At 42.4% G+C, this 18,971-nt stretch carries 18 protein-coding genes and 3 pseudogenes; 4 read left to right on the forward strand and 17 right to left on the reverse strand.

Annotated elements, in window-relative coordinates:
* Window positions 1–62: 62 nt before the first annotated feature.
* The 9 genes and pseudogenes from tnpA to KZP23_RS02085 all read right to left on the reverse strand — a co-directional run.
* Window positions 63–394, reverse strand: a pseudogene (gene tnpA, locus KZP23_RS02045) (IS200/IS605 family transposase); the annotation flags it as partial.
* Window positions 395–448: 54 nt separating this feature from the next.
* On the reverse strand, window positions 449–664 hold the full coding sequence (locus KZP23_RS02050; RefSeq protein ID WP_226334482.1) for a hypothetical protein: 216 nt from the start codon (window positions 662–664) through the stop codon (window positions 449–451).
* Window positions 665–679: 15 nt separating this feature from the next.
* The gene (locus KZP23_RS02055; RefSeq protein ID WP_226334483.1) at window positions 680–997 is read right to left on the reverse strand and encodes a virulence RhuM family protein; all 318 of its coding nucleotides are present in this window, start codon (window positions 995–997) and stop codon (window positions 680–682) included.
* A gap of 97 nt (window positions 998–1,094) precedes the next feature.
* Window positions 1,095–1,979, reverse strand: coding sequence for a hypothetical protein (locus KZP23_RS02060; protein ID WP_226334484.1), 885 nt, complete (start codon window positions 1,977–1,979; stop codon window positions 1,095–1,097).
* Between the two features lie 14 nt (window positions 1,980–1,993).
* A complete protein-coding gene (locus KZP23_RS02065) occupies window positions 1,994–3,223 on the reverse strand; it encodes a site-specific integrase (RefSeq protein WP_226334485.1) in 1,230 nt (409 codons plus the stop codon).
* 230 nt (window positions 3,224–3,453) lie between these two features.
* Window positions 3,454–4,257, reverse strand: a complete 804-nt coding sequence (locus KZP23_RS02070; protein ID WP_226334486.1) for a virulence-associated E family protein — start codon at window positions 4,255–4,257, stop codon at window positions 3,454–3,456.
* Between the two features lie 104 nt (window positions 4,258–4,361).
* Window positions 4,362–4,643, reverse strand: a complete 282-nt coding sequence (locus KZP23_RS02075; RefSeq protein WP_226334487.1) for a helix-turn-helix transcriptional regulator — start codon at window positions 4,641–4,643, stop codon at window positions 4,362–4,364.
* Between the two features lie 195 nt (window positions 4,644–4,838).
* Window positions 4,839–5,297: pseudogene (locus KZP23_RS02080) on the reverse strand (DUF932 domain-containing protein); the annotation flags it as partial.
* Between the two features lie 30 nt (window positions 5,298–5,327).
* Window positions 5,328–5,714, reverse strand: a complete 387-nt coding sequence (locus KZP23_RS02085; protein WP_226334489.1) for a single-stranded DNA-binding protein — start codon at window positions 5,712–5,714, stop codon at window positions 5,328–5,330.
* 618 nt (window positions 5,715–6,332) lie between these two features.
* Here KZP23_RS02085 and KZP23_RS02090 point away from each other — a divergent pair.
* Window positions 6,333–6,806, forward strand: coding sequence for a hypothetical protein (locus tag KZP23_RS02090; protein ID WP_226334490.1), 474 nt, complete (start codon window positions 6,333–6,335; stop codon window positions 6,804–6,806).
* Window positions 6,807–7,030: 224 nt separating this feature from the next.
* A complete protein-coding gene (locus tag KZP23_RS02095) occupies window positions 7,031–9,619 on the forward strand; it encodes a M4 family metallopeptidase (protein ID WP_226334491.1) in 2,589 nt (862 codons plus the stop codon).
* Between the two features lie 144 nt (window positions 9,620–9,763).
* Here the strand turns inward: KZP23_RS02095 and KZP23_RS02100 are convergent.
* From KZP23_RS02100 to KZP23_RS02135, 8 genes and pseudogenes are all read right to left on the reverse strand, one after another.
* Window positions 9,764–10,732, reverse strand: a pseudogene (locus tag KZP23_RS02100) (IS256 family transposase); the annotation flags it as partial.
* A gap of 101 nt (window positions 10,733–10,833) precedes the next feature.
* A complete protein-coding gene (locus KZP23_RS02105) occupies window positions 10,834–11,796 on the reverse strand; it encodes a collagen-like protein (RefSeq protein WP_226334492.1) in 963 nt (320 codons plus the stop codon).
* Between the two features lie 29 nt (window positions 11,797–11,825).
* The gene (locus KZP23_RS02110; RefSeq protein WP_226334493.1) at window positions 11,826–13,145 is read right to left on the reverse strand and encodes a hypothetical protein; all 1,320 of its coding nucleotides are present in this window, start codon (window positions 13,143–13,145) and stop codon (window positions 11,826–11,828) included.
* Between the two features lie 14 nt (window positions 13,146–13,159).
* Window positions 13,160–13,705 carry a hypothetical protein gene (locus KZP23_RS02115; protein ID WP_226334494.1) on the reverse strand — a complete coding sequence of 182 codons (546 nt, stop codon included), beginning with the start codon at window positions 13,703–13,705 and terminating at the stop codon, window positions 13,160–13,162.
* Between the two features lie 106 nt (window positions 13,706–13,811).
* Window positions 13,812–14,963 (reverse strand): hypothetical protein, encoded by a 1,152-nt coding sequence (locus KZP23_RS02120; protein WP_226334495.1) that lies wholly within the window; start codon window positions 14,961–14,963, stop codon window positions 13,812–13,814.
* Window positions 14,964–15,010: 47 nt separating this feature from the next.
* Window positions 15,011–15,541 carry a hypothetical protein gene (locus tag KZP23_RS02125; protein WP_015264303.1) on the reverse strand — a complete coding sequence of 177 codons (531 nt, stop codon included), beginning with the start codon at window positions 15,539–15,541 and terminating at the stop codon, window positions 15,011–15,013.
* A gap of 120 nt (window positions 15,542–15,661) precedes the next feature.
* Window positions 15,662–16,954 (reverse strand): hypothetical protein, encoded by a 1,293-nt coding sequence (locus KZP23_RS02130; protein ID WP_226334496.1) that lies wholly within the window; start codon window positions 16,952–16,954, stop codon window positions 15,662–15,664.
* Between the two features lie 8 nt (window positions 16,955–16,962).
* Window positions 16,963–17,505: a porin family protein gene (locus KZP23_RS02135; protein ID WP_226334497.1), complete on the reverse strand. Its 543-nt coding sequence runs from the start codon at window positions 17,503–17,505 to the stop codon at window positions 16,963–16,965.
* Between the two features lie 199 nt (window positions 17,506–17,704).
* On the opposite strand from KZP23_RS02135, the gene KZP23_RS02140 reads away from it, so the two are divergent.
* Together KZP23_RS02140 and KZP23_RS02145 are read left to right on the forward strand one after the other, a co-directional pair.
* Entirely contained in the window at window positions 17,705–18,262 is a 558-nt protein-coding gene (locus KZP23_RS02140; RefSeq protein WP_015264306.1) for an RNA polymerase sigma factor, read from the forward strand.
* Window positions 18,249–18,971, forward strand: a complete 723-nt coding sequence (locus tag KZP23_RS02145; RefSeq protein ID WP_226334498.1) for a tetratricopeptide repeat protein — start codon at window positions 18,249–18,251, stop codon at window positions 18,969–18,971. The genes KZP23_RS02140 and KZP23_RS02145 overlap by 14 nt, the downstream gene beginning before the upstream one ends.

Genomic DNA, 18,971 nt, shown 5'->3' on the forward strand with positions numbered 1-18,971 from the left:
AGTCTAGTCTGATACGACATTAAGTAAATAATCCTCGGGGCAAGCCCACGAGGCATTGTTGGTCAGTCGAATATTTTTAGTTGATAATTGGTCTTCAGTTTTTTGTATTCTTTTTCCAGCCCTTGATTCTTTACGTAATTAGCGATCTTTTACTCAGTTCCATGTTGGCCTATCGTATTGACAAAATATCCTTTCCCCCAAAATCCCCACCCCAGAGCTTCTTTTTCACCTCAGGGCATTCTTTAAACACCTCTCGAGCCACTAAACTCTTTATCGTTCTCACTATCTTGGTTATACTATACGTTGGAACCGATTGGATCAGAAAGTGTACATGGTCAGCATCTATACCGATTTCTAGAAATTTAATCTCATATCTTAGTTCTATCTGTTCACAGGTCGATGACACCTTGATACTCGGAAATAGTCGGATAAATAGCTTGAACATTACTTACCCCCTTTGATCAAGATTCTCGTGGTCATAATCATCCAATAACTCCAGTCCTTTCGCAAACTGGCCTAGCCACTGGAAGTTGGTATCATCGATTTTTTCTTCAATTGCCCTGCTTAAAATTCGAATCCCATTTTTCAAGGTCTGAACCTCTTGTTGCTTTTGTGCTAGTCTCTTTTCATTAATGGCATACCCTTTAATTAAATAGTCCTTCAATTTGGCGGTAGCCCATTAACGAAATTGAACACCTCTTTTGGAATTGACCCTATATCCTACTGAGATTATTGCGTCAAGATTATAAAATTTTATGGTTCTTCTTACTTTGCGCTTTCCCTCTTGGCGAACTACCGAGAAATCCTCGGTAGTTGAGTTCTCATCAAGTTCCTCCTCACTAAAAATATTTTTTAAATGTAACCCAATGGTATCTGTATCTTTGGCAAAGAACTCTCCCATTTGTTTTTGGTTTAACCACACCGTATTATTCTGAAAATTAACTTCGATCTGGGTTTGCCCATCAATCCCTTGATAAATTTCTATTTGCTTTTCCATTTAATTGTTTAGGTAATGTTTAATAAAAATTCAGAACATTATTTTAGGTCTTTTCACAATTCTAAACCATTCTTACCCAGTTGTCTAAGATATTCACTCACAGATCGATTCTATATTTTTCCAAAATACCATCTATCTTCTCAATTAGCAGAGGCATATTTACACCATTAGCATAATTTTTATCTGTGCATGAGAAGAAGGTTTTGGCAATTTCCAGGCACTCTCTGGTTTTCTCTCCATCCTTGTTAAAAACACCCTCACCAAAATCATCAAGATGCTGATGGATCTTTCCTTGTGCCTTTCTAATATTGTCCTTATTGGCACCCAGTACCTCCTGCAGCACACGGTAGACTTTTTCGGTACCCCATTTATTCTTACTGTGGTCTGCTACATATTGGACAAACCCATGGAGATTATTGAACTCATAAGTCAATAAATAGAGGTATACTAATTTCTGTCTAAGCGTATTCTCATTTGCTTTGTCCCACTTGAAATCCGTCCTATGAACGGGACTCAAAAAATCACCATAGAACTCCTCAAATTCTTCCATATCGTATAAATCCAGTATTAGGAATCTTTTTAGGTTATTTCCTGCTTTTATATACTTGAAAAACGAGATTGTCTCTACCAAATTCTTTGCTGACTTTCCAAACATTAAAACCATCAAAAAAGCTACAGGGCATATGAACACACCAAGGAACACAAAAAGGTAGGACCATGCTGGTATATCCAATTGAGTCAACGCATAAAACACCAATCCAAAAGCCGCTATCAGCAATGAAAAAATAATCAGGGGTAGAAAAATCAACCTTGCAATACAGAGTTTAGGATACCAGGAACGTAAAACACCCTCTTTTTGAAAGATATCAAACCCAAATCTGTAAATCCAAATTCTTTCTACCCCGGGGCAGGCATCATAATGTAAAAATAACTCTCCAAAAATGTATCTTTTAAGCTCAATCTCTTTATTAAAATTATGCATATCAAAAACATTAGTTAGCTCCAAGCTTTCGTCATTTCATCTCTTTTGCGCTGTTCATCCACTTCAATATAACGTTTAAAACTCTTATAATCAGAATGCCCGGTAATTTTCATCACAACCTCGGCCGGAATCCCTTTGGCCAAAGACAAGGTGACAAAAGTTTTTCTGCCAGTATGGGCACTAATCAATTCATGCTTGGGGAATACTTTCGCATCTCTTTTTGCTCCTCTGTACCTGATGATTTCTACAGGCTCGTCAATGCCGGCAAGCTTACATAGCTCCTTTACATAATTATTGAATTTCTGATTGGATATGATAGGTAACGGTTCTAAGCGCTCCTCATACTTAGCTAAGATTTCTCTGGAATACCTATTCAAAGGAACGATTGAAGGCTCTTTGGTTTTGGTGATGGTAAGGCGTATTTCATCTCCCTTGATATGCTCTCTTCTCAATTGCCTCAAATCAGAATACCGATAACCTGTGGCACAGCTAAAAATGAAAATGTCCTTAACTTGTTGTAGTCTTTTATTCTCTCCCAAGTCCAAATTGTACAGTGAATCAAACTCCCTTTGGTTAAGAGCAATTACTTCAAGCCGTTCTTTTTTAATGGTAAATTCCTTATATCCGTCATGAACCTTGATTCCTCTTCTCCTGGCATAACTTAAAAAGGTCTTTAGCGTACTAAGCTGTTTACCAATGGAAACATTGTTAAGAGTGGTCACCCTTCCTGTTTTCTTATTCACTTCCTTCCATCCTACCAAGTAATTCTGAAAGGCTTGCATAAAAATATAATCCATCTTCTCAAAACGAACTTTCTTTCTGGATTTTGCCTGAAAGTTCTTCAAATGCTTTCTCAAAGACTTATATACCACTAAACTGCCTTTAGCTCTGGTCAATTCATTATCCTGGATGTACTGGTCAATAAAATCATAAACCAAACCCTCCGGCTCAGGTTTCTCCACCTTATCTTCATTGGACTCCTTATAGCTATCTACTATTTTTGATGCACTATAGGGAATCCCAGAGAATCTAAATTCTTCCTCAATTTTTTGAACCTTAAATTTAAGCTCATTTAGTTCAGACTCGTATTTGATAAGTATTGCTTTTGGAGGCACTAAATCCCCATGGGTCTTTTCTAATTGAGTCCTTTGCTTTAATGTTAGAGCCTTAATATTCTTACTTGACTCAGACCACAATTCAGGAATAATTGATATACCAGTAGATATCTTTTTTTTTCTCGCCATTCAATGCAATTATAAGGGAAATCGGCATTTCCCCTCTTTTGTTGATCAGATCCTTGCGTAGCGTAAATCTTAATGATGCTTCCATTTGGTATATTTTATTTTAACCAAGGAGTTAGCCTAAAAGTCAGGGTCCTTTTCAGGGTCCCGAAGGCCAAATTTAGACTATCACAGCTTGTCAAATATTCACACCAAACATACACAAACAACTGATTTAATGCAACTTACATCAATTAGTGCAAAACACTAAATAGTAGGTTCATTTTCCCTGTTTCATCTGTCAGGAATTCAGCTTTATTGGTACTACCCCAGATGGAGGCCCTTCTAGGCTCCATCTTTGCTTTGCGGTCATAAGGATGACGAACTTTTATGTAAGACTTACTCATCAGAGTTTTCTGAGAATTGATCTCTGCACGGGAAAGGGAGGATAGTTCATCCTGGATGATCCCGAAGTTCTGGCAGAGTGCAATCAGGCTGTCCTTGTCCACCGAGATATTTTCAGCATAATACTCCCCCAATTCGGGAGGAATTAGAAAACGTGTCAGCGTGGTCTTCCCTGTGTTCTGCTTGTCTTGGATAAAGATGAAAGCCTGTTTGTTGTAATAATCATTCCGAATGCTACAGGCCACGCAGCGTACCAACCATTTCTTAAACTGTACATTAAACCTCTTCTGATCCTCTGCATGGATATAAGAAGCAAATCGGCCGGTATAATCACCATGCTCTTCCAGGTTCCATAATGCCCTGTACTTTTCAAAATAGGCTATAAAGGGATCGGTCGAAGGGATATAGTCTGAACTGAGAAAAGAGGATATTTCCCCAACCGAAGTCCTGTAACCTCCTGCCCTCGCTTCAATGTATAGTGTATTAGGATTGACCGGATGGTAACGGTTTGTTTCTTTCTCACTGACAAAGACCTCATTCAACACAATGTTATTGATGAAATCATACTTGGACATCAAATACTTGATCATTCGTACCGTGGAAGAATTCGAGCCATCGTCAAGTTCCTTGACTTTTTTATGGGGTCTCATCATTGCGGCTTTAATCAATTGAACATGAAGGAAAAACAGTACTAAATAGCGAGCACATAGAATACTGTTTCTGACAAAAGACTAGGCAGACTCTAAAAGGCCTGCCTTTACTTTTTAAAGCCGTTCTTTTGCCTACCTGCATTCATGACTTCCGACTTCTTAAAATAAACCCTGGTATTAAAGACATGCTCCCTTAAAAATCCTTCCTTTCGCCAATTATTGATCGTGGTGCGCGACCTACCCAAAAGCTTCATAACTTCAGGGATCTGGATCAATTCATCCTCTGGCTCTTGGGCAGGTAAAACGTCCAAAAGCCGAGAAACTACAGCATCAGCGATTTCATCTACCAATACCTCCTTGTCAATTTGTGTTAAGATTACATCGTTCATGGCATAACTGTTTGATTACGCTCCAAACTTGCCTAAACTATCTTTTGGGTAGTTAATCCGGGTATGCCCAAGTTTTCAAAAAAAGTTAGATTTCAATCTAAATTACTGTTCATAAGCCAATCATCCGTTAATTTTTTGAAAGTTCCCTTTAATTTTTTGAACAGATAGTATTAAAATTTTGGAAAGGAAATTCTTAACACGACTGTCCTTACCCACACGGATATAGTCAGGGAGTTTGGCGGTAATAAAGATGCGTTCGCCCTTGCCCAAAGCCCCTGCCGTCTCGTAGGCGATACCATCACCACCGACAATACTGTCAAAAAAGGCAAAGGCATCACAGTTCTGCACTACCTGATAATCCTTACCCACTACGCCCAATACTGCATTATTATCAGTGCATACCGTGGCGAAATAGTCGGGTACGTTCAGTTCTTCCGAACCGACCAACAAACCATCATCCCCTGCCAGTAACTTATCGGCTTTGGTAAGCAGTTTTCTTTTCTCCACTTCAAAATCCAGTCCTGCATGAATAATGGCTTCCGCACTGGTGGGATGGTCAGTTACGATCTGTCCCAATCCGTGCCATGCTTTTTGCTGTACCGAGAAAAAGCTGTGTTTCCCTGTTGCTTCATTGAAATTGATATTGTGTGACATGTTCTTTTATTGTTTAAGTGATGAATTGGATTAAAATGGTAGGTCTTCAGTTTCCTCCACCGTTACTTCAAGTTCAGATTTACCATTCTGCTGTTGTCCGTTCTTTTTGTTCGCAGATGCTACCAGTTTGATGTTATTGGTATGAAAGGTGAGATTACCCACGGCTTCACCATTACCGTTGACATAGGCATCCACACCGATGCGCCCGTATAGCTGTACGATTGCACCTTTGTTCAGCCATTCGGCTACCTTGCTGCTTATCCAGTATGCACACCTAATGAAAGTGGCTACATCCTTAACTTCGCCCGCTTGTGTCTTGAAGCGGTCATTGATGGCAACGGTGAAATTGACCACCTTGCGTTCATCTTCCAGTTGTTGGACGGTTGTGTCCGCTGTCAGTCTTCCTGTGATTTCCATAATTCCTGTTTTTAAGAATGAATAATTGTTTTACATTTCGTCCTTTTTATCCGTCTGCTTCCGAAAAGCGCTGTTTTTCAAAAGAAAAAACGGAAAAAAAGAAAGCAGGAATCCAGTGCAGCCCACAGCGGGAAAGGCCAAAAGAAAACTGAATAAAGGAAGGGTATGCGGGCAGGAAAAATGCCAGAACAAACAAAAAAGACAAGACCGGCATGTGTTTATACGGTAGTCTTTTGGCCGGGTATGTACGGGAGGGGGCGCACTACATTAGCTGCCTTTTGTTCCGTTTCGAATGAAAAACACCTTATGATGTCATTTTTAAATTATCTGGAAAAAACCGTCATGGGATGGACATGAAGATCCTTTTCACAGAAAAGATCGTAATAAACAGCCCAGTCCACAGGAGATGGCGACAATTACCCTCCAATACCATATCCCTACTTTAAAGAGGTTCGGCCGGTACTCGAAAACAGGTAGTTTTACCTAAATCTAAAAATCACTGAAACCAGTGATGTAAGGGCATTGAGTTTAAGCTATATTAGCAACCTAGTATCGAACAAAATCAGGTTTTTAGACTGCTTTAGTTTAATATACCAACAGCCACAAACACCGATAACTATGAAAACTCCCACTATCGGTCCCACGTTATTTTTTTTCGTACTACTCACAGTTATATTTAGTAATTGCGGAGAAAAAGAAAAGCCCCGATCAACGATCACTTTATACAATCAACCCTTATCTGTCATACAGGATACCCTAGAGGGCAAATGGGAGCTTCATTATGGAATAGGTGGAATCTGTGCAACATGTTATCATGAGTATGGAAACCAATTTTTGGAATTCACCAATAATGAAAGGATCAGAAGTTATTCCGGTACTGAATTAAAGCTGGATACCACTCTTATATGGTATAAGGACAAATGGGGGTATCCTGATGCTGATTCTGCTTATGTCATGAAATACTTTGATAGTCTGGGGTATCCCAATGATTTTATGGTAGAGGGAATTTATAGTGACACCCTTATTATCCATACCAATGCCTCAGATGCAGTTTTTTATCGGTTGACAAAAGTATCTGATGATCCACAATAAGGAAAATTTTTATTGGCTATTGATATCTATCATTTTATTACACCATCAAACCATAAAGAAAACGGAGACGATAAGTTTTATAATACCGGTCAATACCAATTTTCAGCAATAAATCAAACCTTCTATAATCTACTCCAGAGACTAGGAACTGGTTTTAGGCACCATTGGTAATTAGCCATTTTAGTTCAGACCATAGACAATTGTTTAGCCATAACTACTTTACCATGAGAACTATTACCAAGTTACTTGTAGTGGTATTATTTTGTTTAAGTACCACTTTTTCCAATGCCCAAGTCCGTGAAACGGCAGATGTACAATATGATAGATCGGGAAATATATCCTTTGCCAGAGTCAAAGCCCATTCCAATCAAAAAATGGAAAATGCCAAGGCTCTCCTGGCTTTACTTCTTGCCGGAGAACACGATGATTTTAAACCGGTAAAGGAAATCAATGACAAATTTGGAATGAGTCATTTAAAGTTCCAACAATACTATAAAGGAATAAAAGTCGAGAATTCAGAATATTGGGTTCATGGAAAAAACGGTAAAATCACCAAGTTCAATGGACACTTTAGAACTATAGATATCGGTTCGGTACAGCCCCAAATAACCGAAGATGCAGCTCTATCCAACGCTTTGGGTTTTATTGATGCAGAAATCTATAAATGGGAAGATGAGGGCATGCAATCCTTTCTTAGAGAACACTCGGGCGACCCTACTTCCAGCTATTACCCTGAAGGCGAGCTGGTCATTACCAAAAATGAAATGAAAGAGGGGAAAGAAGAAGAAATGATTTTAGCATGGAAATTCCTCATCTCATCCATGGTCCCTAATGATGAACAGGTGATCTTTGTGGATGCAGGATCAGGTGATATTGTAAGGGCATATTCTTTAACCTGTGAAATAAAGTTGGAAACCGAGAGAAATATCGAGGAAGTAAACACTCCTTCTATGGCCGAAACCATGTACAGCGGGAACTTATCGATCACCAGCGATTCGTTCGCAGGAGGATTTCGTTTAAGGGAAGAAAGAGATGGTGTAGACATCATTACCTTAAATCTCAATAATTCCGATAATATCGGTACAGCAGCTGATTTCTCCAATACAGGTACCAATTGGACAAGCGGGAACTGGGCAGGAATCAATCAGGATCAACAAGCCCTGGACGTTCATTGGGGAGCTGAAATGGTCGCAGATTATTGGCAAACAGTACACCAAAGGAATAGCATAGATGACAGTGGTATCAGGATATTAAGTTATGTCCATTATACTCCTAATTTTGACGGAAACCCTATCAACAATGCATTTTGGCAAGGGGGTATTAATGCCAGATATATGTTATACGGAGATGGAGATTCAGGTCAGCCGAACCCATTGACGTCTTCGGATATCTGTGCCCACGAATTTGGACACGGCATTAATGAATTTACAGCCAACCTAACCCCGGGCTGGCATGAGACCGGTGCTTTAAATGAAGGTTTCAGTGACATATGGGCGGCATGCATAGAAGACTGGGCGACTTCAAACAAGGCAACATGGATAATGGGCGAAGAAGTGTTCTCCGGAGGATTTAATGGTCTAAGAAACTTGCAAAACCCCAAAAGTACAAATACGGCAGAAGGCCAACACCCAGACACATACCAGGGAGATTATTGGCATGCTCAGGAAGAGCCTCATTTCAATTCAACGGTCTTGAGCCACTGGTTTTATTTATTGTCTCAAGGCGGAAGTGGTACCAATGATAATAATGACAGCTACACTGTCGATGGAATAGGGATTGAAAAGGCTGCCCTGATAGCCTACAGAATGGAACTTATTTACCTAACCAGTTCTTCCGAATATGCGGATGCCAGAATAGCCGCTATCAATGCTGCTGAAGATATTTATTGTGAAAACTCCCCTGAAGTACGCGCTGTCACCGACGCATGGTACGCTGTAGGTGTTGGAGGTGCCTTTAGTGGTGGAATTATGAATATAAGCGGAGAAGATATTGTCTGTTCCAACACCTCATTTTCTTTAAGTAATATGCCATCAGGCACCAATATCAGTTGGTCAGTCAGTCCTTCCAATTTGGTAACCTCATCTTCCGGCTCAGGGGCAACGGCCAATTTGACACCTGCTGCATCCTACAGCTCAGGTCAGGCAACCATTACGTATACTGTGAGAAATGGCACGTGTGAAACGGAAATTCAAAAGGCTATTTACGTACATGCAGGTTCTCCTGATGAGGGCAATGCAACCTATTCCTACAATGGTTCCAATCAAACTGCCAACCCTTATATCTCAGTGATCAATAATGTTGTATGCGATCTGTTATACCCGGTAACCTTGGATGTTCCATTATTAGGTTCTGAGATCTCCAATGTATCCATGATCTATACTTCCGACCCAAACATTACCTATTGGGGATCAGGGGGGGCTGAAAGCATGTCCATTAACTTTGAGTTTTGGGAATACGGTCAGGAAGTCATTTTTAGAGTCAGCATGCAGAACGATTGTGGCACTTCCTATCAGGATTATGCTTTCAGATCAGAAGATTGCTATGGTACAGCGCTAAATTATAAGGTTTACCCCAACCCTGCATCAGAAAGTATAAATATCGAACTGGAACAAGACCTGATAAAACAATCTGTTTCCGATAAGGAAAAGATAAACATCAAATTATTCGATCCCTCCGGAACTGAACTGATGAGCAAGACCGTAAATGAATCAAGGACGACCATTGATGTCAGCAATCTGGGGAATGGGTTTTACTATGTACATATCATGCATAAAAACGGGATTATCAGGAAAAAAATAAGAATAAAAAGGTAACCTTTAACCTATGGGGGGATATTGGCTATAATATTCCCCCCATCAATTCAAATTACCTGCAAGCTGTTCACGTATCTCGGGAGTGTTAGCTAAACTCTGTCCTTTCCCTTCCCTGGGGCTAGCCCCAGGGAAGGGAAATTTCCACTAAGCAATTAGGTTTCTATATATGGTGTCCAACCGGAGCCTCCCCTCAAATTTAATGGCCAGCTGCGGGACTGTCAAGCTCCAGTTCTGTAATGGGGTCGTCCATTTTTTCTCGATCCGCTGGGTGGCCAGATAGACCAGCTTTAGAAGTGCCATGTCACTGGTAAATGCCCTTTTGGTCTTGCCGACCTTTCTTACCTGCCGATGAAAGGCTTCCACCGCATTGGCGGTATAGATCAGCTTCCTGATGGGCTGTGCATAGGCAAAAGAGGCACTCAGCCTCTCCCAGTTGTCGTTCCAGGAACGGATCACTATAGGGTATTTCTTCCCCCACTTTTCTTCCAACTCCAGCAATGCCGATTCGGCCTGGTCCTTTGTCTCGGCCTTATAGATCTTTTTCAGGTCACCGGCAAACTCCTTTTGGTTTTTGCTGGCCACATATTTCAGACTGTTCCTGATCTGGTGGACCACACAGAGCTGAACCTCTGTTTTCGGATAGATAGACTCGATCGCCTCGGGGAAGCCCTTAAGGTTATCGGTACAGGCGATCAGGATATCCTGTACTCCACGGTGCTGTAGATCGCTGAGTACTTGTAGCCAGCAGTTCGCCCCCTCGCTTTCGGAAAGGTACATGCCCAGTACCTCCTTCTTCCCTTCACGGTTGATCCCCAATACATTGTATAGGGCTTTATGGCGTACCTTGTCTTCCTCCCGTACCTTAATGTGCATGGCATCAAGACATACAATGCAATATACCTCTTCCAACGGCCTTTTCTGCCACTCCTTGACTTTGGGGACGACACGGTCGGTAATATCGCTGATCACCTGTATGGAGACCTCTGTGTCGTACATGTCCCTGATATACTCGGAGATGTCCCGTAAGCTGCTGGTAAGGCCGTATATGCCGATGATCTGCTTCTCAAGGTTGTCGACAAGGATACGCTCGCACTTCTCTACGATCTTCGGTTGGATTGGTTTGAGGAATCTTGGCAGTTAAATTTGGATTTTGAAGGGCCAGGATCAGTTTAGCCTGACCCTTTTTCCAAACATAGGCAGAAAACCATTAAGCATTAATCACCCAAACCAAATAGGTTTATTACATCTTTATAGGTAAGTTCAGAAAGATCGCTGTTAATTCTGCTTCTTACAGTAGCATTTAATGCTCCTTGAGGAACCATAACAAACCGGAACTCTGGCCTATCTGTACCAAATACCAAACTTTTGCTGGAAAAGGGATATTCTCCCCCAGACATGTTATCAACCTCAATTATTATTCGGTTTTGCCAACCCGATGTTCCATCAAGAGTCCAGTAAAGACTAGATTTTATATCCCATGTCCCCATAGGACGAAAACTGGGCAACGAGAACAGGCCATCCACTGGATTTCTATGATATACAAGCAATATCCCATTCTCATTGTTCACAAAATCATGTAAAGAGCTCGCACCAGTGACACTTAACAAAAGGTTTCTGGTCGCTGAGGGCAGGTACGCATACACCACCGCCTTAGTAGGTGATAAGCCGTCGACATTATAGGCCGTCCAATTGGAAGCTATCACATTCGCAGTTCCAGGCTCACCCTGCGGCCCCTTCAGACTGACCCCACTTCCCCATCCTGTACTTCTCTTGGGACCATAAAGTACACCTATTGTGGTTTGGAAGTAAAAATCTCCCAATTCCCCGATGTTCAGAGAAGGTGACATGGAACCACTATAAATCCTGGAACCATCCTCACCATCCTTCCCTGGCTCTCCCTGCAACCCCGTGGGATCACCCCAACCGAAAGCGGTTTTCGGGCCATACAGTTCACTACTATGGGTATCGATATAAAAATCACCTTCCTTTCCGTCAGATGGTTCCGGTGGCTGATTTCCATAAAGCAAACTATTCCCATCGACACCCGGAATACCCTGCTCGCCCTGTTCACCTTTTTCACCCTGCGGCCCTTCCGGTCCCTGTTCACCCTCTATACAGGAAGAAACAACTATCATGAGACACAATGCTCCAAGCAAACTATAATATTTCGTTTTCATGTACCTATAATTTGTTTATCAAGCCATCATCAATCCTGTGTTCTCTTTACCACAAAGATATCCGCTGCATGCCCTCGGTGGTCGTCATGCGACAACTGTATTGCCTTCCCATTTCCCCAATACATCGCAGCGACGGGTTTTCCGGAACTCCCAAAATCAATACCGGCAACATATACCTTTCCATCCAGTACATAGATGGCGTTTGCTTCTGCTCGGTATAATCGATCTGTCAAATCTATCGCCTCCCCATTTTTCCAGTACCTTGCCACATTTACGGTACCCGTACCCGACTTATGCAATACCTTTTCATACCCTGCCACGTACACATCGCCATTTTCCACAAAAACAGCACGAGCTTCCGAATCTCCCTCGCCTGTCCCCAAAATAACCTCTTGTCCATTTTTCCAATATTTGGCAACGGTTACATTTCCATTCGATCCATGACCTGAAATATACACATCGCCTTGGTCAGACACTGCAATATCGGTCACCGTTCCTGTTCCTTCCAGTGAAACCGCTTCACCGTTTTTCCAGTAAGTGGGCGCAGCATTCAATACACCTGCTACGTACACATCATCGCCGGATACCGTAACCACACTATTTCCTGTTTGACCTAAGGTACCACTCGCTACATGAACAGGCGTCTCTCCACTATTTTCCCAATACACAATATCCATCATATTGTTTGTCTTAGCTTTTATTCCCGCCACATACACATCCCCTTTTGAGACACAGATATCGTAAGCTATGGCATAATCATCGGAATCATTTGGATCTGACAACTCCACATAGGTATCGTTTTCCCAATAGAAAGCTGAAGCGATAGCCCTTGTAAATTGTCTTTCACCAGCGATATACACCTGATTATCTGCCACCACCATCTTGTTGTAAATCATGTTTTCAGATGACTCATGACTGTAAATAGCAGGTTCGCCATTTTTCCAATACAAAGGTCTAATGCCACCTGAAACTTCGTCATATCCACCCCCAAGTACATAAACATCCACCTCGGCCATTTGATCCAGAACCGTGATAGTCACCGGCTCACTATCCATATACCCCTGTATCTTTGCTACGACTGATTGGGTACCCACTTCATCAAAAACATGCTGATATCCATTTATCTTATTTCCATCGATATAGATATCAGCTCCTGAGACCGTTTGCTGTGTTTCCATGGCAATCACCTTAAAAGTAACCGTTGATGATGCCATTACAGTTGTTTCACTGGCACTAAGCTGCAAGGTCAAATCTTCCTCCTCGACTGGCGGAGCCGGCTTCTGTTCTTCGGAACACGCACAAAACCAGACAACCGTAAGCAGTAATGTATTTGCGATTAGCTTTTTCATTTCAACAGTTTAATCTAAGGTGCGGCTATGACAACCTCTCCTGTAACAAATACTTCCTCTCCGTCATCTCCGAGTTTAAAATCCCCCTGAAATGTCAAAATGTACGAGGCAGCCGTTGCCTCTTCTCCATACATCGAGATATTATGCTCTTTGTAGTTTTTCAGAGTCATGCTTACAGGTCCAGCGGGACGATATTTATCTTCAGTCCCCCAAGCGCCAAATATTAGACCTGGACCATCCCCTTCTATACTGGGCTGACCGTTATCATCCAGGGAAAGTCCTACACCTAACTGAAATTTCCCACTCTCAATCAACAATCCTGTCAGCAGCTCTCCATTGGCCTCCTCGTTGAATTCGACAAACATCACCGGATTATAAGTCCCCATCACTTCCTTGGGTACTTCTCCGGAGAATTTGCCCCCGCCTTCCAAGGTAATGTCATAAGTGTGCGCGCCATTGCTATTGATGGGGTCGACACCGTCCTCATCATTGCCCGAGCAGGCGGACATCAGGCATAGAGCCATCATGCCAATTAGGGTTTGAATCATTGTCTTTTTCATGTGTTTATAAATTGTTTTTTTAAAGTCTGTAGAGAATCTCGATTTTCTATCCTTTGTTTTTGTTTCTACTTAGGGAAGTACAAGGCATGATCCCTACATTTTATTTTCATTGCTGTACGCGCACCTCGTCGATGACCAATAGAATTTCCGGATAATCGGATAGGTTCGTGAAGGCTATTTGCTCCCTGTAATTTCCCGGGTCCCGATGAACAGGCACTTTGGGGAATTTAAAAAAGCCGTCTGCGGTGGCTAGGGCATCGGAGACCTTGTGTTTAACGGTCACCTCTACTCCTGTTGCACAGATTTTCTGGAGTGAAATCTCCGCCTGAAAGGCTTCCGAGGACATTAATTCTTCAGTCACGTTTTTCCCTGACCGGGCATCCAGTAGCTTAAACTGAAAGTCCAGGTACGCAGCTTCGGGCATCGCCATCGAGGGCGTAAATAGTTTTCGCTTGTTTTTGTCGCCTTGATGTAGATACATTTCAATTGCTTTGGAACCTCCGAGGCCTTTGTTTGAAATTAGCAGTGAATCAGGCAAATAGCTGTAGTTCCAGCCCTGTGCTGCCAAATCCACCTCGCTTTGCGCCCCTTCAAAATCAAACACCTGCAAGGAATTTTCCGACAATGATGCGGGGGCAATGACCTTGCTCAGGTACACCACTTTATTATCCGACACGTCCGTGTCCAATGGTTTCAAAGACTTGTCTTTGATATAAGCTGACAGATCAATGAGGTAAGACTCGACGGTGACTTCATACAGTCCTGCTTGGGACAGGTCTATCGGGTCAAAGCGAAAACGTACCCAACCGGGGGTGAAAGCCCTGAATTCAAGTACTGCTTCTTCTTGGAGCAAAACCGCTCCATCCTCCAGTCTTTTGACCTGGACGGCTCCGAAGATGCCCTTGCCTTTTTTGTCGAAATCTGCCCCCCTGTTTTCCACACGAAATTCAAATTTCGTAACCTGATCTTGTGGGCAATTGGAGAAGGGAATATAATCGCCACGTGGGTACTCGGGTATCGTAATGGACTTAATGCCAATATCGATACCCTGCGCCAGTGCTTCGGTTTCGATATCGGTAATTTTCGAGGGTTCAAAATCCTCCATCCTCGATAAACCCTCCATCATTTCTTCAACCGCTTCCTCTGTATCCAAGCTATCGGTTTTGTTCCGCTCCTTACTATAACCACAAGCAAGTAAGTGCAGCGGGGAAAGGGCCAATAGCATCAGACATATTATGAGTTGTTTCGTTTTTATCATTTTTGTTATGGTTAACAAGTTCTTTCCGTACAATTTTAAATGAGACATTAAAACCAAATTCCATAGACGAAGTCAAATTCACCATTTTGGATATTGATGGTTTCGCTGTTCATATTGCGCATGCCATAACGCTCAAAAGTGCCTTTTACCCTATAAAAAGTGGTATCCAGTTTGGTCCCTATTTCTTTATAATCGGTGACCCTTATTTGGGAGGTCTTCTCCCTGTTAAATCCATACCCGTTTTCATTATTGAATGTGATCACTTCATAATTCACATCAAATCCATTATCACTGTGGTCAAATGTTCCTGTAGTTGGCTCCAAGGGCACAACCACCCGTACCTGATTGGTAGTATCTTCGTGAACCTGATCGCTCCCAATGATTCCTACTGTGTTGGAGCCACCATAGAGCACCACTTTTACCTCAGGATAATTCACCTCTTTTCCATTTACCACTCCACTGATCGAACCACCCACCTCCAAAGCATTTTGCTTTTCAGGCTCGACATCATCATTTGAACAGGCCATTGCCAACCCCAATCCAAGCAGGAAAATTGCTTTTACATAATTTTGTTTCATGAACTTCATAATTATTTAAATCAATATGGAAGAATATATTTTCATCCCTGGCAACCAGAGATCTGCCCAATACTTGAGATATCGTATTGGGCAGAAATCTTGTCTTTTTTTCTGGAATTATTATGGTTTATTGTTCCAGCCCAAGTAACCTAAACCAGCTTCTCCTTTGGCCACGTTGATATAAGTGTTACTGGATCTGTTAAGGTTAGGAAGCTCCGGTTGCGAGGAACTTGCTCCCGTATAAGCAAAAAAAGCATAGTTGGGCAAGTCCTGAAATGTGGTATTGGTAACGGTAAGCATGGGATCGGCATGCATATAGACCGCTCCAGTATTCTGGATATTGCCCACAGGGAAGTCTCCTTTGGCATGTTCGATAACGGCATGTTCGATTACATTGTCCTCCTCGGTAAAGCCATAGTAAATCCCTCCCCAGTCGGTACCATTATGGGCCTTCAAATGAACAGGATCGCTAGCCGTACCCTGGATTTTCAGGCTAGGGGCGTCGGTTGCCCAGCCAGATGAAACCTGTAGGTATGCCTCACTTCTAAACTGCATTTCCGTTCCTGCCTCTATGGTCAAGTGGCCATTGGTAGTAATTTGTACCCTACTGTCCACCAAGTACGGCACATCCAATTGTTGCCAAGTGACCGTCTTTTCTTCAATCTCGTAATTGGATGAGGTAATGTTCAGAAAGTCTGATGCATTTCCTGCATAGGACGACGTATTATCAAATATATGCGCCATCTCTGCGGACACCTTCACGGGTACGCCCTCATTTCCAGTAATGACAAGATTGGAAGCTGAAACAGTCGCATTTGTCTTGACACCGTGAAAGTCCAAACCAACGCTTCCCCCGTTGCGGATTTCTACATGGCTTAAGGAAAGGGCTTGCGGAGGGGTGCCTGAAACGCCCCTTAAGGCCAGGGAACCTTCGTAAACCGGAGAAGAGGACGTGAGATTTTGTGATCCAGCGTATTCGATCACGGTGTGCTCTATGGTATTGTTAAGATTGTGGGCTTCGGTAAAAAACAGGCCTCTCCAATGCCCCTTCTGTTGGACCGTGCCCGTGAAAACCACCGGCTCTTCCTGTCTCCCCACTACTTCGAACAAATTATTGTCAAGGTTTACATATAGCCCTGCGTCCTTTTCAAAAGCAACCACTACCCCTGGGTTAATTCTAAGGGCTCCCTGAACGTTAGCCCAGCATTCAATGACATAATCAACTGGTCTTCGAGGATCATTTTCCAAGACCCGGTCTTCATTAAAATAATCACAGGCCAGCACAATGGGGGGTAGAATTTCCTCCTGAGGTTGTTCATCCTCGCTGTCACTACAAGCGGTCAGGACTAAAAACAAACCCATCACAAGGGCGCAAATAATTTTTGCCTCCGATAAATACTTCATTTTCATCATAATACGGTTTAGTTAAGTTTAAATTGATACCCGACTCGGAACCCAATGAATCCAAGCCCTTGACTGGAAAGGGAAAAGCCCTGATAGCTCAGTGAAAGATCCACGTCACCCAATAGATAACCAATGGAGGCGGCATAGCCGAAAGAAGTATCCGAAGCGCTTCCCGACAAGTTTCCGGCATCTCCAAAGTCTGCTTTCAGGTTACTGCGGTTTACAGAAAGTCCCAATTGGGGCTCGAGGTACAGTTCCCCCAGCTGATGGCGATACCCTGCAAATACGGGTATAATACCCAAAGATCCTTTTAGGTTTTCGTCGTAGGTATCTTTCAGCCCAAACTGGGAATAGCCGGTGGAAAGGGTTACTTGACCGACTGAATTCAAACGGTACAGCCCTTTAAGGGATACCCCCCAGCCCATACCATAAGCATCGCCAAAATCACCAGTGGGCAAACCTGTCATAGCCGCTGTATTTAGGCCCAGGTCTCCCTTTTGGGCATTGGCGTTAAAGGTAAAGGCGCTCAAAAACACGCAAATGATCATTAATTTTTTCATAACAAAAGTGATTTACTTTAAAAAGAACTTGATTGATCGGCCCATGCTTGATTCTCTTCAAACATTTTTAAAGCTCAAGGGATTGCGACATGAACCTTTATATACTTCATGTGAAATGTTGGAAAAAGTAAACATGTACATGAAAAAAAATTGTAGTTTTGGCCACCAAGTGTTTACTTTTTACCTGATTTTACCATAAATGAATAAAGAGGAGCGACTCATTCAACGTATACGTAACGGTAATAAAAAGGACCTGGGGAAGGTTTATACAATACACAAGCCCCAATTTGTTGATTTTGCCAAAAAGTACACTAAGGAAGAGGATATGATCCTGGACATTTACCAGGACAGTGTCATAATACTGTACGAAAATATCCTAAGTGGAAAATTGGCAACATTGCAAAGCAGTCTCAAAACCTACCTTTTCGCTATTGGGAAGCATAAACTCATGGAATATTCGAGAAAAAAGGGGAAGGCTCCTCACGTAAACATTCCAATAGAGGAAATCAACCTATTTGAGGAAATTGATCCGTATGGAATGGACTTGGAGGATGAAAAGGCAATCCTACTTCAAACAGCATATCGAAAACTTGGCCAGAAGTGCAGAGAGGTTTTACGCCTATTCTATTACGAGGGCAAAAAACTGGATGAAATCCAACAGACCCTCCGCTATGATTCAAAGGATACGGTAAAAAGTCAAAAATCAAGGTGTTTAAAACAATTAAAAGAGATTGTGGGAGCTTATGAAAAGCAGTAGAAACAAATTGATCGAAAAATATTTTGAAAACAGTCTCAGCCCCCATCAACTGCACGAATTTGAGGAACTGATGGCTATCGACAAGGAGTTTTCATCAGAGGTTGAATTCCAAAAACAGCTAAAAGCTGCCATTATCCGTGAAGAAAGGGCCAATTTGAAGGCAGATTTACAGTCACTGGACAATCCCACAAAGACTTACAGTCTCCGTTGGTGGTATGTTGCTGCAGGGGTGGTATTATTGATTGGTCTGACCTGGTTGGCCAGTACTATGATCAATTCCCAACCAAACCAACTTTATACGACCTATTTTGAGCCTTATCCTAATGTGGTGGCCCCTGTAGTCCGTGGAGATGACAATGTAGAGAATGACTTAAAATCACACGCATTTCACCTATATGACCAAGGTCGATACGAAAAAGCAGTTCCTGTATTTGAGCAGTTGTATCGGGATGGCGGTAAAGAATATGCACTTTTGTACCAAGCCGTTTCCCTGATGGCTTCCGACAGGACCCAAGAAGCCATTCCATTGTTGGAACAGCAAGACTGGACCCTAGAGGGGCGCTATACCGAAGTAGCCCATTGGTACTTGGCCCTCGCCTTCCTGGACAATCAACAAATACCAAAGGCAAAAATCTATTTGCAAAAAGTCGAACAAACCAGTCACCCCTTGGCCAACCCAGCTGCCCAGCTCTTGAAAAGTCTCCGGTAG

The sequence above is a fragment of the Echinicola marina genome (genome assembly GCF_020463795.1).
GTDB lineage: Bacteria > Bacteroidota > Bacteroidia > Cytophagales > Cyclobacteriaceae > Echinicola > Echinicola marina.

Excerpts from the sequence above, each read along its gene's own strand:
- KZP23_RS02055 (WP_226334483.1), bottom strand. The coding sequence starts at position 997 with ATGGAAAAGCAAATAGAAATTTATCAAGGGATTGATGGGCAAACCCAG.
- KZP23_RS02060 (WP_226334484.1), bottom strand. The coding sequence starts at position 1,979 with ATGCATAATTTTAATAAAGAGATTGAGCTTAAAAGATACATTTTTGGA.
- KZP23_RS02065 (WP_226334485.1), bottom strand. The coding sequence starts at position 3,223 with ATGGCGAGAAAAAAAAAGATATCTACTGGTATATCAATTATTCCTGAA.
- KZP23_RS02070 (WP_226334486.1), bottom strand. The coding sequence starts at position 4,257 with ATGATGAGACCCCATAAAAAAGTCAAGGAACTTGACGATGGCTCGAAT.
- KZP23_RS02075 (WP_226334487.1), bottom strand. The coding sequence starts at position 4,643 with ATGAACGATGTAATCTTAACACAAATTGACAAGGAGGTATTGGTAGAT.
- KZP23_RS02085 (WP_226334489.1), bottom strand. The coding sequence starts at position 5,714 with ATGGAAATCACAGGAAGACTGACAGCGGACACAACCGTCCAACAACTG.
- KZP23_RS02090 (WP_226334490.1), top strand. The coding sequence starts at position 6,333 with ATGAAAACTCCCACTATCGGTCCCACGTTATTTTTTTTCGTACTACTC.
- KZP23_RS02095 (WP_226334491.1), top strand. The coding sequence starts at position 7,031 with ATGAGAACTATTACCAAGTTACTTGTAGTGGTATTATTTTGTTTAAGT.
- KZP23_RS02105 (WP_226334492.1), bottom strand. The coding sequence starts at position 11,796 with ATGAAAACGAAATATTATAGTTTGCTTGGAGCATTGTGTCTCATGATA.
- KZP23_RS02110 (WP_226334493.1), bottom strand. The coding sequence starts at position 13,145 with ATGAAAAAGCTAATCGCAAATACATTACTGCTTACGGTTGTCTGGTTT.
- KZP23_RS02115 (WP_226334494.1), bottom strand. The coding sequence starts at position 13,705 with ATGAAAAAGACAATGATTCAAACCCTAATTGGCATGATGGCTCTATGC.
- KZP23_RS02120 (WP_226334495.1), bottom strand. The coding sequence starts at position 14,963 with ATGATAAAAACGAAACAACTCATAATATGTCTGATGCTATTGGCCCTT.
- KZP23_RS02125 (WP_015264303.1), bottom strand. The coding sequence starts at position 15,541 with ATGAAACAAAATTATGTAAAAGCAATTTTCCTGCTTGGATTGGGGTTG.
- KZP23_RS02130 (WP_226334496.1), bottom strand. The coding sequence starts at position 16,954 with ATGATGAAAATGAAGTATTTATCGGAGGCAAAAATTATTTGCGCCCTT.
- KZP23_RS02135 (WP_226334497.1), bottom strand. The coding sequence starts at position 17,505 with ATGAAAAAATTAATGATCATTTGCGTGTTTTTGAGCGCCTTTACCTTT.
- KZP23_RS02140 (WP_015264306.1), top strand. The coding sequence starts at position 17,705 with ATGAATAAAGAGGAGCGACTCATTCAACGTATACGTAACGGTAATAAA.
- KZP23_RS02145 (WP_226334498.1), top strand. The coding sequence starts at position 18,249 with ATGAAAAGCAGTAGAAACAAATTGATCGAAAAATATTTTGAAAACAGT.